Annotated in this window: 14 protein-coding genes and 1 pseudogene; 10 read left to right on the forward strand and 5 right to left on the reverse strand. The window is 70.3% G+C overall.

Annotated features, from left to right (window positions below; genetic code table 11):
• Positions 1-49: 49 nt before the first annotated feature.
• Entirely contained in the window at positions 50-523 is a 474-nt protein-coding gene (locus G6N64_RS21165; protein WP_197748295.1) for a hypothetical protein, read from the forward strand.
• 6 nt (positions 524-529) lie between these two features.
• Here G6N64_RS21165 and G6N64_RS21170 read toward each other — a convergent pair whose 3' ends face one another.
• Both G6N64_RS21170 and G6N64_RS21175 read right to left on the reverse strand, forming a co-directional pair.
• Complete coding sequence (locus tag G6N64_RS21170; protein ID WP_163799489.1) at positions 530-1813, reverse strand: cytochrome P450; 1284 nt, start codon at positions 1811-1813, stop codon at positions 530-532.
• Between the two features lie 49 nt (positions 1814-1862).
• Positions 1863-2375 carry a hypothetical protein gene (locus G6N64_RS21175; RefSeq protein WP_276018161.1) on the reverse strand — a complete coding sequence of 171 codons (513 nt, stop codon included), beginning with the start codon at positions 2373-2375 and terminating at the stop codon, positions 1863-1865.
• On the opposite strand from G6N64_RS21175, the pseudogene G6N64_RS21180 reads away from it, so the two are divergent.
• The 4 genes and pseudogenes from G6N64_RS21180 (at position 2361) to G6N64_RS21195 (ending at position 7027) form a co-directional block, all read left to right on the forward strand.
• A pseudogene (locus G6N64_RS21180) lies at positions 2361-4289 on the forward strand (flavin-containing monooxygenase). The gene G6N64_RS21175 and the pseudogene G6N64_RS21180 overlap by 15 nt on opposite strands.
• 47 nt (positions 4290-4336) lie before the next feature.
• Positions 4337-5107, forward strand: a complete 771-nt coding sequence (locus tag G6N64_RS21185) for a class I SAM-dependent methyltransferase (protein ID WP_163799493.1) — start codon at positions 4337-4339, stop codon at positions 5105-5107.
• On the forward strand, positions 5104-5985 hold the full coding sequence (locus G6N64_RS21190; protein ID WP_163799495.1) for a TIGR03854 family LLM class F420-dependent oxidoreductase: 882 nt from the start codon (positions 5104-5106) through the stop codon (positions 5983-5985). The genes G6N64_RS21185 and G6N64_RS21190 overlap by 4 nt, the downstream gene beginning before the upstream one ends.
• Positions 5986-6136: 151 nt before the next feature.
• Positions 6137-7027 (forward strand): cyclopropane mycolic acid synthase family methyltransferase, encoded by an 891-nt coding sequence (locus G6N64_RS21195; RefSeq protein ID WP_163799497.1) that lies wholly within the window; start codon positions 6137-6139, stop codon positions 7025-7027.
• A 15-nt stretch (positions 7028-7042) separates the two neighbouring features.
• Here the strand turns inward: G6N64_RS21195 and speB are convergent, their stop codons facing one another.
• Both speB and G6N64_RS21205 read right to left on the reverse strand, forming a co-directional pair.
• The gene (gene speB, locus G6N64_RS21200; protein ID WP_163801987.1) at positions 7043-8041 is read right to left on the reverse strand and encodes an agmatinase; all 999 of its coding nucleotides are present in this window, start codon (positions 8039-8041) and stop codon (positions 7043-7045) included.
• A 102-nt stretch (positions 8042-8143) separates the two neighbouring features.
• The gene (locus G6N64_RS21205; RefSeq protein ID WP_246230742.1) at positions 8144-8566 is read right to left on the reverse strand and encodes an acyl-CoA thioesterase; all 423 of its coding nucleotides are present in this window, start codon (positions 8564-8566) and stop codon (positions 8144-8146) included.
• A 72-nt stretch (positions 8567-8638) separates the two neighbouring features.
• Here G6N64_RS21205 and G6N64_RS21210 point away from each other — a divergent pair, with 72 nt between their 5' ends.
• The 4 genes from G6N64_RS21210 (at position 8639) to G6N64_RS21225 (ending at position 12557) form a co-directional block, all read left to right on the forward strand.
• Positions 8639-9586, forward strand: a complete 948-nt coding sequence (locus G6N64_RS21210; protein ID WP_163799499.1) for a threonine ammonia-lyase — start codon at positions 8639-8641, stop codon at positions 9584-9586.
• Positions 9587-9827: 241 nt separating this feature from the next.
• Complete coding sequence (locus tag G6N64_RS21215; protein WP_163799501.1) at positions 9828-11096, forward strand: DUF7159 family protein; 1269 nt, start codon at positions 9828-9830, stop codon at positions 11094-11096.
• Positions 11097-11139: 43 nt separating this feature from the next.
• Positions 11140-11748 (forward strand): Pr6Pr family membrane protein, encoded by a 609-nt coding sequence (locus G6N64_RS21220; RefSeq protein ID WP_163799503.1) that lies wholly within the window; start codon positions 11140-11142, stop codon positions 11746-11748.
• Between the two features lie 20 nt (positions 11749-11768).
• The gene (locus tag G6N64_RS21225) at positions 11769-12557 is read left to right on the forward strand and encodes a L,D-transpeptidase (RefSeq protein WP_163799505.1); all 789 of its coding nucleotides are present in this window, start codon (positions 11769-11771) and stop codon (positions 12555-12557) included.
• A gap of 64 nt (positions 12558-12621) precedes the next feature.
• Here the strand turns inward: G6N64_RS21225 and G6N64_RS21230 are convergent, their stop codons facing one another.
• Positions 12622-13890 carry a cytochrome P450 gene (locus tag G6N64_RS21230; RefSeq protein ID WP_163799507.1) on the reverse strand — a complete coding sequence of 423 codons (1269 nt, stop codon included), beginning with the start codon at positions 13888-13890 and terminating at the stop codon, positions 12622-12624.
• A gap of 229 nt (positions 13891-14119) precedes the next feature.
• On the opposite strand from G6N64_RS21230, the gene G6N64_RS21235 reads away from it, so the two are divergent.
• Positions 14120-14794: a hypothetical protein gene (locus G6N64_RS21235; RefSeq protein ID WP_163799509.1), complete on the forward strand. Its 675-nt coding sequence runs from the start codon at positions 14120-14122 to the stop codon at positions 14792-14794.
• The last annotated feature ends 5 nt before the right edge of the window (positions 14795-14799 follow it).

The following is a 14799-nucleotide window of genomic DNA, read 5'->3' on the forward strand; positions in this document are numbered from 1 at the left end:
GTCCGGTGCGTCAATACCCGCTGGCGCGCCACCGAGCGAAGGAGTCGCCATGACGACCACCACCTGGATCATCCTCGCCGTCGTCGTCCTGGCGGTGATCCTCGTCGCCGCGTTCGTCGCCCGCAAGGCCACTCACCGCAAGCGCGCCGCCGAGGCCGACCGCATCCGGGAAGAGGTGCACGTCGAGGGGCAAGGGCTCGAGAAGCGTGAGGCGATCGCCGCCGAGACCGAGGCCAAGGCCCGCGCGGCCGCGGCGGAGGCCGAGGCCAAGGCCGCGGAGGCGGCACGTCTCCGCGATCGGGCGAGTAGTCACCGCGAGGTCGTCGATGCGACGCGCTCGGACCTCGACGAGCGCCGCGAGCACGCCGACTCCCTGGATCCGCGGGTGAAGTCCACCGACGTCGCCGACGGCGACCGGTTCGACGAGACGAATCGCAACCAGGTGCGCGACGGTGTCGACGCCAACGACGTTCGGGTGCAGGACGTCCACGGGCACCGAGCCGACGAGCGCCCCGCCCGCTGACCGTCGCTAGCGCCGGGGCGTCCAGCCGACCGGTAGGCGCTTGATGCCGTGGATGAAGGCCGATTGCAGACGGTCCGGTTCCCCGATCGCGACGAGGTCGGGGACCTGCCGGTGCACCTCCTCGAAGGCCACGGTGATCTCCCGGCGGGCGAGGTTCGCGCCCAGGCAAAAGTGCGCACCGCCGCCCCCGAAACCGAGGTGCGGGTTGGGATTCCGGCGCACGTCGAAGGTCCACGGGTCGGTGAACTTGGACTCGTCGCGGTTGGCGGACCCGTACCAGAGCGTGACCTTGTCCCCGGCGCCGAGCCGGACGCCGCTGAGTTCGACGTCCCTAGTCACCGTTCGCCGCATGTAGCTCACCGGTGACGCCCAGCGGACCACCTCCTCGACCGCGGTCGGGGCGATGGCGTCGTAGTCGGCCCACCAGGCGTCGCGCTCCTCGGGGTGCCGGCTCAACGCCAGCACGCCGTGGCTGATCGCGTTGCGCGTGGTCTCGTTGCCCGCGACGACGAGCAGGATGAAGAACGACGCCACCTCGCTGGAGGTGAGCCGCTCGCCGTCGAGTTCGGCCTCCACCAGACTGGTCGTCAGGTCCTCGCCCGGGCGCCCGCGGCGATCGTCCGCGAGCGCCGTCGCGTAGGCACCGATGTCCATCGCCACCGTGAAGAACTCGTCGAAGTCACTGGTGATGTCGGGGTCGCCGAAACCGAGGATCACGTTGGTCCAGTGGAAGATCCGGTCGTGGTCCTGCTCGGGGATGCCCATCATGTCGCAGATGATCTGCAGCGGAAGCGGACCCGCGAGTTCCTCGACCAGGTCGGCCCGGCCGTCGGGGTGGTTGGCGACCATGTCGGCGACCAGTCGGCGCGCCCGATCCCGCACGGAGTCCTCGATCATCGACAGGACGCGCGGCGTGAAGGCGCTCCTGACGATGTTGCGCAGGCGGGTGTGGCGCGGGTCGTCCATCGCGATCATCGAGCCGAAGTACTCGGCGAGCTCCGGGGTCTGGTCGCCTATCGTGATGCCCTGCGCGGAGCTGAAGATCTCCGGGTGACGGCTGGCGTAGAACACGTCGTCGTAGCGGGTGACCGCCCAGTGTCCGCGCCCGCCCTCGAACCCGTCCTGCACGAACTCGGGATGCAGGGAGACGGGGTCCTCGCGGCGCAATGTCGCGAAGGCCCCCTCGCGCAGGTCGTCGTCGAGGGCCCAGAAGTCCCAGGAGCCGAGGTCGATCTCCGAGCGCGTGACGTCGGGGGGCGGTGCGCCGTTGACCCGGGCCGCGATCTCCACGTTGCCCCCTTCATCGTCGAAGGACCAGATGCGACGAGCGTAGCGCTCGTCAGGGCGTCCCTTCGTGTCCGGCACGACCGTGGGTGCGACGGTCCTCCTTCATCCGGGCCTCGAACACGTGCCGATGGCCGTGCTGCAGTTCGTCGCGCACCCGCCGCTCGTGGTCGCGGAACTCGCTCCAGTACCCGTCGTCGAACTCCTCGACGATCTGGAACGTCCATCGCCCGGTGAGCACGTTGCGTCCCACCAGCTCGGTCTCGAGCCGGTCCGCCACCGCGGGGTGGCCGGCGTCCCGGAGCTTGTCGCAGGCGTCGCCCAGCGCGAGGTCGGCGTGGCCCATCAGCTGGTGGAAGGAGTACAGGTGCCCGCGGGCCCGCTCGACCCACTCGAGCGCCTCTGACACCGCGCCGACCGCCTCGACCGTCTCGTCGGTGACGTCGTCGGGCAGTGTGCGGTCGTGGTCGGCGGGCTGATCGTCGCGGGCTGACTCGGTCACCGATGCGAGATACCCGCCCCGGGACCCTGAAAACGTGGTAGCACTCAAGCGGTGCGCAACCCACATGCCGGACAACCGTTTACGGATTCCGACGAGGCCATCGTCGAGGCGCTGCTCGACGTCAGCATCCCGACGCTGCTGCTGTCGCTGGTGCACGTGTCCGGCGATCCGGAACTGATCCGCGGTGCACTGAAGCCTGCCGGTCTCTTCCTCAACGAAGTGCAGGGCTACATGTCCGAGGAAGACAAGGCCACGGCCCGCCTGCTGGCGCTCGACGTCCTCCGCGACTACCGCGACCGCGGCTGCCCGGAACCGGCGCCGGTCGGCCCAGAGCTGCTCAAGGAGATGATGGAGTGGTTGGTCTGTGAACCCGTGCCCGACGAGTACGTGCCGATGCTGCTCGAGGAGATGGAGCTCGACGGCCGCGACGAACGAGCGGTGTCCCAGCCGCCGGACGCAGGTGCGCGCGCCGACTTCCCGGTGGTCGTCATCGGCTGCGGCGAATCCGGCCTGCTGGCCGGAATCCGGTTGAAGGAGGCGGGGATTCCCTTCACCATCGTGGAACGCAACGACGGCGTGGGCGGCACCTGGTACCAGAACACCTACCCCGGAGCCCGCGTCGACGTCGGAAATCACTTCTACTGCTACAGCTTCGAGCCCACCGATCAGTGGACCCACTACTTCGCCGAGCAGCCCGAACTGCAGGCGTACTTCGAGGGCGTGCTCACCCGGCACGGCATCGGCCCGCACGTCCGGTGGGGGACGGAGGTGACCGCAGCGCGGTGGGACGACGCGAGCGCCGCCTGGACCGTGACGACCGTCGATCGTGAGGGCACGGTCGCCGACCTCACCGCGCGGGCGGTGATCAGCGCCGTCGGCCAGCTGAACAGGCCGAAGGTGCCCGATCTGCCGGGCCGGGCGACGTTCGCGGGTCCGGCGTTCCACTCCGCGGAGTGGGACCACTCGGTGGATCTGCGCGGCAAGCGGGTCGCGATGATCGGCGCCGGGGCGAGCGGTTTCCAGATCGCGCCCGCCATCGCCGACGACGTCGCCCATCTCACCGTCTTCCAGCGGACCGCGCAGTGGATGTTCCCCAACCCGAACTACCACGCCGACGTCGGGCCGGGCGTGCGATGGGCGCTGCGCCACCTTCCGTTCTACGGCAGGTGAAACCGCTTCCTGCTGTTCTGGCCGGGCTGCGACAAGGGGCTCGCTGCGGCCCGCGTCGACCCGGACTATCCCGACCAGACGCGGGCGGTCAGCGAGATCAACGAGATCACCCGCCTGATGTTCACCGACTGGATCACCAGCCAGATCGGCGACGACGCGGAGCTGGCAGCCAAGGTGGTGCCGGACTATCCGGCCACCGGCAAGAGGACGCTGCAGGACAACGGCAGCTGGCTGACCACGCTGACGCGTGACGACGTCGACCTGGTGCGCACGCCCATCGCGCGGATCGAGCCGGACGCGGTGGTGACCGACGACGGCCGGCGCCATCCGGTGGACGTCCTCGTCTACGCCACCGGCTTCGAGGCGAACAAGGTGCTGTGGCCGATGTCGATCGTCGGCCGCGACGGCGTGGACCTCGGCGCGCGGTGGGGGGAACGGCCGGTCGCCTACCTCGGCATCACCGTTCCGGGGTACCCCAACCTGTTCTGCATGTACGGCCCCGGCACCAACCTCGCCAGCGGCGGCAGCCTGATCTTCCACTCGGAGTGCCAGATGCGCTACATCGCACAGTGTCTCGAGCATCTCGTCGGCGGCGGTCACCGAGCGATGGAGCCGCGCCAGGAGCGCTGCGACGACTGGGTGCGACGCAGCCAGGAGGAGATGGCCACGATGGTGTGGGCGCACCCGTCGGTCGAGCACTCCTTCTACAAGAACGCCGACGGCGAGGTCTACACGCTGAGCCCGTGGCGTTTGGTCGACTACTGGGCGTGGACGCGGACCCTCGACCCGGGCGACTTCGTCGTGGAGTAGTCGCCGAGCGGCTGCGGCGCGGTCCGCGATGGCGTTGACTGTGACGCGTGGTGGACTGGAGTGGCCGCGACTACGCGGAGGTGAGTGGCCTGCAGCGCGCGATGATCGTCGACGCGCTCGCCGACCTCGAGGTCGAGCCGGGGGAGCGGGTCCTCGACATCGGTTGTGGCGACGGCTATCTGACCCGGATCATTGCGGAGCGGCTCGCCGGGGGCCTCGCGGTCGGTGTCGACGCGTCACCGCGGATGGTCGCGACCGCCGACGCGGGTGTGGATCGGGGCCCAGACGAGCCGCGCTACGTGGCGGCCGACGCCCGCGCGCTGCCGTTCACGGCGGCCTTCGACGTGGCCGTCTCGTTCAACGCGCTGCACTGGGTGCCGCGGCAGGACGAGGCGCTCGCGCAGATCGCGGCGGCGCTGACGCCGGCGGGCCGCGCCACCATCCAGGTCGTCTGCGCGGGACCGCGACGCAGCCTCGAATCGGTCGCGATGGACGTGGCGGCCAGTGGGCGCTGGCGGCGGTGGTTCGACGGGTTCGAGCCGCCGTTCGTGCACGTCGACCCCGACGCCTTCGGCGATCTCGCCCGGTCCGCCGGGCTCACCGTGCGGCGGCTCTCCGTGACCGATCGGGAGTGGGACTTCGGCTCGCGCGACGACTTCCTGCGCTGGTGCGCCGTCGGCTGCACCGCGTGGACGGACCGCCTCGACGGCGCGGACCGCGAGCAGTTCGTCACCGACCTCGTCGACGCCTACGAACCCGTCGCGGGCCGACCCGGTCTGTTCCGGTTCACGCAGATGCGCGCAGAATTGAAGCGATGAAGATTCGCTTCGGCGTCGGTCTCGCGGGGGACACCGCACCGGACGCGCTGCCCGGGCTGGTGGACCGGCTGGAGTCCCTCGGCATCGACTCCCTCTGGTTCTCCGAGCTGGTGTACAGCCAGGCCGTCGATCCGTTCGTCGGGATGTCGTACGCCTTGGCGCGGACCACCCGGCTCAAGGTCGGCACGTCGGTCGTCGTCCTGCCCGGACGTCACCCCGTGCTGGTGGCCAAGCAGCTGGCATCGCTGGCCGCGCTCGCACCGCGTCGGGTGCTTCCCGTCTTCGGCCTGCGCTCGGCGTTACCCGCCGAGCGCGAGGTGTTCGTCGTGCCGGAGGGCAGACGCGCCGCCGTGTTCGACGAGTCGCTGCGACTGCTGCGCTCGGCACTCGACGGGGACGGAGCGGCGTTCTCGGGCGAGTTCTTCACCGTCGGAGCGACCGCGGTGGAACCGCGTCCCGCCAGACCGCTGGACATCTGGCTGGGTGGCTCCGCACCCGCGGGCCTGCGACGCATCGGTCGCTACGCCGACGGCTGGCTCGGCAGCTTCCTCACCCCCGACGAGGCCGGGCTTGCGCGGCGCAGCATTCAGGCGGCCGCCGCCGAGGCAGGCCGGGAGATCGAGGACGACCACTTCGGCATCAACCTCGCGGTGGCGGAGAACGGGCTCGACGACGGTCTCGCCGCAGCGGTGCGCCGGCGCCGTCCCGACGTCGACCCGACCGAACTGGTCGCCGACGGCTGGCAGGAGCTGCACCGCCGCATCGACCGCTACGTGGCCGAGGGGCTGTCGAAGTTCGTCGTCCGACTGGCGGGGGACGGGCGCCTCGACGAGTTCGTCGACCGGTTCGCCGTCGAACTCGTGCCCCGCGAGAATTGACCACCGGACGCCCGGCCGACGCGATCGCGACCGTTTTTGGTTCCGATATTGCCGGTCGGTAGTCTGCAGTGATCGCTCCAGACGTACGGGAGGGGCTTCGCCACGCCCCGCGGAGCCCACGAGACAACGAGTACCACCGACGCCGAAGGCCATGGACTTGCCAGACACGACCAGCGACAACGCCGACCTGACGCCGCACTTCGAAGACGTGCAGGCGCACTACGACCTCTCGGACGACTTCTTCCGTCTGTTCCTCGATCCGACGCAGACGTACAGCTGCGCCTACTTCGAGCGCGACGACATGACGCTCGAAGAGGCGCAGATCGCCAAGATCGACCTCTCGCTGGGCAAGCTCGGCCTCGAGCCGGGGATGACGCTGCTGGACATCGGTTGCGGGTGGGGCGCCACGGTGAACCGCGCGCTGGAGAAGTACGACGTCAACGTCGTCGGCCTGACCCTGAGCCGCAACCAGCAGGCGCACGTGCAGAAGCTCCTCGACCAGTCCGACAGCCCGCGCAGCAAGCGCGTCCTGCTCGCGGGGTGGGAGCAGTTCCACGAGCCCGTCGACCGCATCGTGTCGATCGGCGCCTTCGAGCACTTCGGCCGCGCCCGCTACGACGACTTCTTCAAGATGGCGTACTCGGTGCTGCCCGACGACGGCACGATGCTCCTGCACACGATCATCAAGCCGAGCAACGAGGAGTTCGCGGAGCGCGCGCTGCCGCTGACGATGAACAAGATCAGGTTCTTCAAGTTCATCATGGACGAGATCTTCCCCGGTGGTGACCTGCCGCAGGTGGCCGGCGTCGAGAAGCACGCGACGGCCGCCGGGTTCGAGATCAGCCGCGTCCAGCCGCTGCGTCTGCACTACGCCCGCACGCTGGAGATCTGGTCCGCCGCCCTGGAGGCACGTCGCGACGAGGCCATCGCGATCCAGTCCCAGGAGGTCTACGACCGGTACATGCGCTACCTCACCGGCTGCGCTGAGCTGTTCAACGAGGGCTACACCGACATCGCACAGTTCACGATGCAGAAGGGCTGACCGGCCCCGCCCTGGTCAGGACCCCGGCCATGCCGGCGGACCCGCCTTGGCGCCCGCGGCGTCGCGACGTCTGGCGGCCATCCCCGCAAGTGCCTCGAACACCACCCGATGGGCGGCGTTGACGGTCAATTCCGCGTGGTCGTAGGCCGGCGACACCTCGACGACGTCGACGCCCGCGACGTCGTTCTCGTAGCAGAGTTGGCGGACCATGCGCAGCAGGTCGGCGCTGGTGATGCCACCCGGTTCGGGGGTGCCGGTCCCCGGCGCGTGCGCGGGGTCGAGCACGTCGATGTCGACCGACAGGTAGAGCTTGTCGGCCTTCGCCAGGGCCTCCCCGACGGCGTCGACCATCACGGCCTTGAACCCGCGGTCCCAGATCTCCTGCATGGTGTGCCACACCATGCCCTGCTCCTGCATCCACTCGAACGTGTCCTGCGGCGGCCAGTAGCCCCGTAGACCGACCTGGACGAAGTGCGTTCCGGGGACCGCGCCCGACTCGATGAGCCGGCGCATCGGCGTGCCGTGGCTGGCCAGGTTGCCGTCGATGATGTCGGCGGTGTCGGCGTGGGCGTCGAAGTGCACGATGCCGACGTTGCCGTAGCCGTGCACGTCGGCGACCGCCGTGGCCGACGGCCACGTGATCGAGTGATCGCCGCCGAGGACGACGGGCACGATGCCGCGGGAGGCGACCGCCGCCACCCGCTCCTTGATGTTGGCGTGCGACACCTCGGTCTGGCCGTGCGGGCAGTAGGCGTCACCGAAGTCGACGACCTCCAGCCAGTCGAAGATCTCCAGACCCAGATCCATGTGGTACGTGCCGGGCTCGTAGGCGGTGGCCCGGATCGCCCTCGGGCCGAATCGGGCGCCGGGCCGGTTCGTGGTCCCCACGTCGAACGGCGCGCCGACGATCGCGACGTCGGGTTGCCACGCGTCGAGCTGCTCGGTCTCGGTGAGGAACGGGCGGTGCCCGAAGGTCGCCAGGCCCGAGTAGGGCAGGTCCAATTGCTCGGCCATGCCCGGCGGGAGGTCGCGCTGTGGACCGTGCTCGTGCCCGTGACTCATGGGCCGACATTACCGCCTGTCGGCAGCCGTTGGACGACAACGGGATCGGCGGCTTCAGGGGCGAGTGATCGCCGCGCGCAACGCGTCCGGGATGGGGCGCTTCGCCCAGTCCCGGGTCGAGACGACGACGTAGACGTTGCGGCCCGTCACGGCGCAGACCTCGACGTCCGCGTCTTCGGAGCCGCGCCGCCACACCTCGAACTCGAGGGTGATGCTCGACGTCCCGACCGCCGCGCAGCTCACCGCGACGCGCACCTCGTCCCGCCAGCGGACCGAGGAGAGGTAGTCCACCTCGGCCCTCCGCACCTTGAGGTCGTAGTGGTCGGCGTTCAGGTCGGCGAACGAGATCCCGAGCCCCTCGAAGTACGCCGTCGACGCCTCGTCGAACCAGGTCAGGTAGTGGCCGTTGAACACGACGCCCTGCTGGTCGATCTCGGCGTAACGCGGTACCACCGGCAACGAGAACGGCTCACTCACGCCCGTCACTGTGCCCTCCCGCCGTCCGGCGGCGCCGATCGACCCCGCGTCGGCCGACACTAGGCTCGAGCCATGCAGCAGGTGACCATCGAGGACATCCGAGCGGCCGCCGATCGGATCCGGGGTTCGGTGTTGCGGACGCCGCTGATCCCGGCGGGCTGGGGTGATCCCGAACGGCCGCTGTGGATCAAGCCGGAGAGCCTGCAGGCCGTCGGGGCGTTCAAGGTGCGCGGCGCGTTCAACGCGATCGCGGCGCTGGACGACGACACCCGCGCCCGCGGGGTCGTCGCCTACTCGAGCGGCAACCACGCCCAGGCCGTCGCCTACGCGGCGTCGCGCTGGGGGATCGCGGCGCACATCGTGATGCCCGAGGAGACGCCGAACGTCAAGGTGGCCGCCACCCGGGAGTGGGGCGCGACGGTGGTCCTGTGCGGCGCGGGTGAGCGCGAACGCGTCGCGGCCCGACTGGTCACCGAGACCGGCGGCGTCCTGATCCCACCGTTCGACCATCCCGACGTCATCGCCGGTCAGGGCACCATCGGCCTCGAGATCGCCGAGGACCTCCCGGACGTCGAGACGGTGCTGATACCCGTCAGCGGCGGCGGGTTGGCCTCGGGCATCGGCACGGCGCTGCGGGCGCTGTGCCCCCGCGCCCGGGTCATCGGCGTCGAACCGGAACTGGCCGCCGACACCGCCGAGGCGCTGCGCGTCGGCCACCGGGTGGACTGGCCGATCCAGGACCGCAACCGCACCATCGCCGACGGTCTGCGGTCCCAGCCGTCGGAGTTGACCTTCGACCATCTCCGACGGGTGCTGGACGATCTGATCACCGTGTCGGAGAACGATATTCGGGCCGCCTCGCGTGAGCTGGCGCTGAGGGCGCACCTCGTCGCGGAGCCCAGTGGCGCCGTCGCCCTGGCGGCCTACCGCAGCACGGCCACGCCGCGCGGTCGCACCGTGATCGTGCTGTCCGGCGGCAACGTCGAACCTGCGCTGATGGCGGAGATCCTCGTCGGCTGACGCTCCGCGCCGGTGCGGTCGCCGCGCCCCGATGCCACGCGAACCGGACCGTCACCGCGGGTCCCGGCGGGCGATCCCGCGCCTGCCCGGACGAGCCCGCGCCGGTCGGTCGCGGTAGTGTCGGCCGAAAGGTTGGCCAACCCCGACGAGGCGCGTTCGCGCGTGCCTCGAGCGGCGCCGGGTCCCATGGACCGCAGCGGCGCCGGCAGGCGCGGTCACCGCGCGGGTCGAAGGGATTCATGTGGACGCGGTACTCGGGCTGTCGATGACACCCACGTCCGTCGGCCTCGTCCTGGTGGAGGGCGTGGACGCCGAGGGCGCGACGATGGACGGCAACGCATTCGACGTGCACTCGTTCACGACGTCCGAACAGGCCGCCGAAGCGGTGCGGCGCACCGAGGAACTCGCGGCCACCCGTGGGGTCCGCCTGCACTCCATCGGCGTGACGTGGAGCGAGGACGCCGACGTCGAGGCGTCGGTGCTGATGAAGTCGCTCTCGGACTCCGGTTTCGACAACGTCGTCCCCATCCGCATGCCCGAGGCGACAGAGGCCCTGGCCCGGGGCATCGCCGCGGTGATCGGCCACGAGACCACCGCGGTGTGCGTCATCGAACCCGACACCGTGATCGCGCTGATCGTGCACACCGGCGACGGTGCCGTCCAGACGGTCTTCAACCACGCCATCGACTCCGACGAGAGCCTGATCGGCTGGTTGAGCGTGGTGTTCGCCAAGGCGGACTGGCAGCCCGAGGCACTGGTCCTGGTCGGCTCCGCGGGCGGCTTCGAGTCGATCGTCGGCAGCCTCGAGGACGCACTCGGGGTTTCGGTGTTCGCCCCCGAGGAGGCGCAGCTCGCCCTCGCCAGGGGTGCCGCGCTCGCGTCGGCGCAGAGCATCGACGGCCCGCTGGACCTCGGCGGCGACTTCGCCGCGTTCGCCGCACCGTCACGCGTCGCGGAAACACCGCGCAGCCGGACGTCCATGGGCGTCACCGCAGTGCTCGTCGCCGGCGTGCTCACGTTCGTGGTGTCCGCGTCGGTCGCACTCAGCATGCAGCTGGTGCCGCGCGACGATTCCACCTCGGCCAGTCCCGCGGCCGCGGACGTGCCGCAGGCTCCGGTCGCGGCGCGGGCCAACCCATCCGTCCTGGCGCCGCCGGTGGCGGTCCCGCCGTCACCCGCCGCGCTGCCGCCGGTCGCCGAGACGGTTCCCGTGGCCGAGACGCCACCGATCGTCGAGGCGCCGCCCGCAGACGTCGCGCCGCTGCCCGATCGGGGATACGTCCCCGAGGCGCCGGCCACCGATCAGGTGCCCGAATACCCGGTGGCCGACGCGCCGGCCGCCGACCCGGCACTGGCGCCGCCCGCCTACGTCCCACCTGCCTACGCCCCACCCGCCTACGTGCCTCCCGTGGCCGCACCCCCGCCCGCGTACGTGCCGCCGGTCCAGACGAAGAAGCCGGGCATCCTGACCCGGATCCGCGACAAGCTCCGGATCGGTGACGGCAATTAGCTCCGAGGCGCGACACGTCTCCCCGATGCGGTAGCCGCCGCCCGTGACCACGCCCGACCGGGTCTCCGGCGGAACCCTGCGGATCGCCCTGCGCGTCACGATCGTGCTCGCCGTGCTCCTCGCCGTCGTCCTCGTCGAACTCACGTCCAGGTCCGGCGTGCTGTGGCGGCTGATCACCTTCACCTACCAGGCAAATCTGCTGGCCGCCGCCTACTACGCGTGGACGCTGGTGTCGCCCGGAGCCGATCGCCGCACCGGGTTGCGCGGCGCCGTGGTGCTCTACGTCGCCGTCGCCGGACTGGTCTGGAACCTCTTCCTGACCGGCCGCAGCATGGGGTACACGCCGGCGAACTTCCTGCTGCACGTCGTCGTCCCGGTCCTCGCGGTGATCGACTGGCTGGCCGTCGGCCGGGGCGATGCGGCGGTGCGCTGGTGGCAGCCGATCGCGTGGCTGGCGTACCCGGCCGCCTATGGTGCCCTGGCGCTGATCGTGCTGAACGGCCTCGGCAGGCGGGCGCCGTACTACTTCCTGGACCCGGCGAGCGTCGGGGGAGTGACCGTCCTGGTCAACGTGGCGCTGATGGCCGGCGGGTTCCTGGTGCTCGGCTACCTGCTGGTGGCGCTGGCGCGCAGGGGTTCGGCTAACACTTAGCGCCTCCGCGCCGATCTACCATGAAGAACACCGGCCTACCCTTAAGGATCACCTTGTCCACAACCGTGCGACGCGTGCTTGCAGCGTCTGGAATGGCCGTGCTGCTGTTGACGACGTCGAGCGCTCTCGGCAATGCCGGGCAGGCGACCGTGCCGGTCGCGCCCATGGCGTCGGTGTCACCTGCGCCCAGCGACGTCGTCGGCGTGGCCCATCCGGTGACCATCACCTTCGCGGAGCCGGTCGCCGACCGTGCGGCGGCGCAGCGGAGCGTGCGCTTCACCTCGGCGGGCATGCCCGCGGGCGAGTTCTCGTGGCTCGGCGACGACGTCCTGCAGTGGAAGCCGACCGCGGGCTACCTCCCCGCGCACTCCACCATCGCGCTGTCCGTCGGAGGCGCCAAGACGAGCTTCCAGACCGGCGCCGCCGTGCTCGGCGTGGCCGACGTCAACGCGCACACGTTCACCGTCAGCATCGACGGGGTGACGGCGCGGGAGATGCCCGCCTCGATGGGCAAGTCGAAGTTCCCGACGCCCATCGGCTCGTTCACTGCGTTGGAGAAGCAGAACGTCGTCGTGATGGACTCGCGCACGATCGGCATCCCGCTCAGCGATCCGGAGGGCTACAAGCTCACCGTCTACGACGCGGTGCGGGTGACCTGGGGCGGCGTCTACGTCCACGGCGCGCCGTGGTCGACGGGCGCCCAGGGCAACTCCAACGTCAGCCACGGGTGCATCAACCTCAGCGCGGACAACGCGGACTGGTACTACAACACCGTCAGCGTGGGGGATCCCATCATCGTCCAGGCCTGACCGCGCGGCGGACTCGTCGCTTCGCGGAAGGTGCCGCCGCCGAACGTGCGTCCGTGGCGGGGACTCAGTGCGCCGCGCCGTTGGCCGAGTGGCCGGTGTAGTCGACCTGCCAGTGCTTGATGCCGTTGAGCCAGCCCGACCGCAGCCGCTCGGGTTCGGCCAGTGAGGTGATGTCCGGCATCGCGTCGGCGATGGCGTTGAACATCAGGTCGATCGTCATCCGCGCCAGGTTGGTGCCGATGCAGTAGTGGGCACCGGTGCCGCCGAAGCCGACGTGCGGGTTGGGGTCCCGCAGGATGTCGAAGGTGAACGGGTCGTCGAAGACGTCCTCGTCGAAGTTCGCGGAGCGGTACATCATCACCACCCGCTGGCCCTTCTTGATCTGGACGCCCGCGAGTTCGGTGTCCTCCAGGGCGGTGCGCTGGAAGGACGTGACGGGCGTGGCCCACCGGACGATCTCGTCGGCGGTCGTGCCGGGGCGCTCGCGCTTGAACAGTTCCCACTGGTCGGGGAAGTCGGTGAACGCCATCATCCCCTGGGTGATGGAGTTGCGGGTGGTCTCGTTGCCGGCGACCGCGAGCAGGATGACGAAGAAGCCGAGTTCGTCGTCGCTGAGCTTGTGGCCCTCGACGTCGGCCTGCACCAGCTTGGTCACCAGGTCGTCGCCCGGAGTGTTCGCGCGCTCGGCGGCCAACTGCATGCCGTAGGTGATCAGCTCGACCGATGCGCTGATCGCATCGTTGCCGGCGAACTCCGGATCCATGTCGCCCACCATCTGATTGGACCAGTGGAAGAGCTTCATCCGGTCCTCCTGCGGCACGCCCATCAGGCCGGCGATGGCCTGCAGCGGCAGTTCGCAGGACACCTGCTCGACGAAGTCGCCCGTGCCCTCGGCGGCGGCCTCGTCGGCGATCGCCCGGGCCCGCTCGGCCAGGTCGGCACGCAACTGCTCGACCGCGCGCGGAGTGAAGGCGCGCGAGACGATCTTGCGCAGATGGGTGTGGTGCGGTGCGTCCATGTTGAGCAGGACGAACTTGCCCGTCTCGATCTGCGAGTCGACCGTGCCGTCCTTGTACCGCGGCAGCGCGGTCTTCTGCAGGCTCGAGAAGACGTCGCTCCGTCGGGAGACCTCCTTGACGTCCTTGTGCTTGGTCACCACCCAGTACCCGCCGTCACCGAACCCGCCGACGCCATTCGGTTGGTCGTTCCACCAGATGGGGGCGACCTTGCGCATCTCGGCCAGCTCGTCGACGGGCAGCCGCGTCGCGTAGATGTCCGGGTCGGTGAAGTCGAAACCGGCGGGAAGGTTGGGGCTCGTCGCACTGCTCGGCATTCGAAACGCTCCTCACACGAGGTGGTCTAGTGGCGTATGGCATTGCTACACCACAGATCGCAGGCACCGCGGCGGGTTGGTGAAACTTCCGAGTGACACGTGTTCTCGTTCCGTGCACGCCGGGCTCGGCGTGAAGGCCATGTAACGAAACCGGGCCGGATTCGGAACACTCCAAGCAAGCACCGTTATCATTCGACCCATCCGCACCACCTTCCGAGAGGCCACCGTGATGGTTGACGACACACGCAGGTTTCTGACCGCCGCACTGTGCGGCGCGTCCGGGCTGATCGCTGCGGTCTGCGTGGCCGCTCCCGCGTCGGCGAACCCCGTCGTGCCGGACCCGCCGCCACCGCCGGTCGTGGGCTCCGCGATCGTGTCGCCCACTGCGCCCGTCCAGAACGTTCAGCCCGCCCAGCCAGGCCGGGCGCCGGTCGCCGTCGTCACCGGACCCGTCAGGGCCGTCACGATGCCCCTCGAGACCGCAGCGGCACCCGGTCAGGCGGCCCCGGCGGCCGCACCCGACCCGACCGCCGCCCCGGTCGAGGGCACCCCGCACCTCGCCAGCCCGGACGCGCTGCCGCCGGGCGCCACGCTCGACGAAGCCACGCAGGGCGCCGAGGGGCCCAACGTCAGCTACCTGAAGGACCTGTGGCAGGCCGTCCAGAACCACGAGATCAGCGGCAAGGAGGCCCTCATCATGGGCCTCGCGCAGCGCGGCATGAACACTCCGTACCCAACGCAGGCCGCAGGCCCCAACGTTCCGCTCACCCCGGGCAACGCACCTCAGCTCGCCGGTCCGCCGGCACCGGCCGCCCCGCCGGCGCCAGGCGCACCGGTGCCGCCCCCGGCGCCCGTGCTACCGGACGCGCCGGCCGCGCCGGTTCCCGCGCCGCCCCTGCCGTAGCCGGT

The organism is Mycolicibacterium sediminis, from assembly GCF_010731735.1.
Lineage (GTDB): Bacteria > Actinomycetota > Actinomycetes > Mycobacteriales > Mycobacteriaceae > Mycobacterium > Mycobacterium sediminis.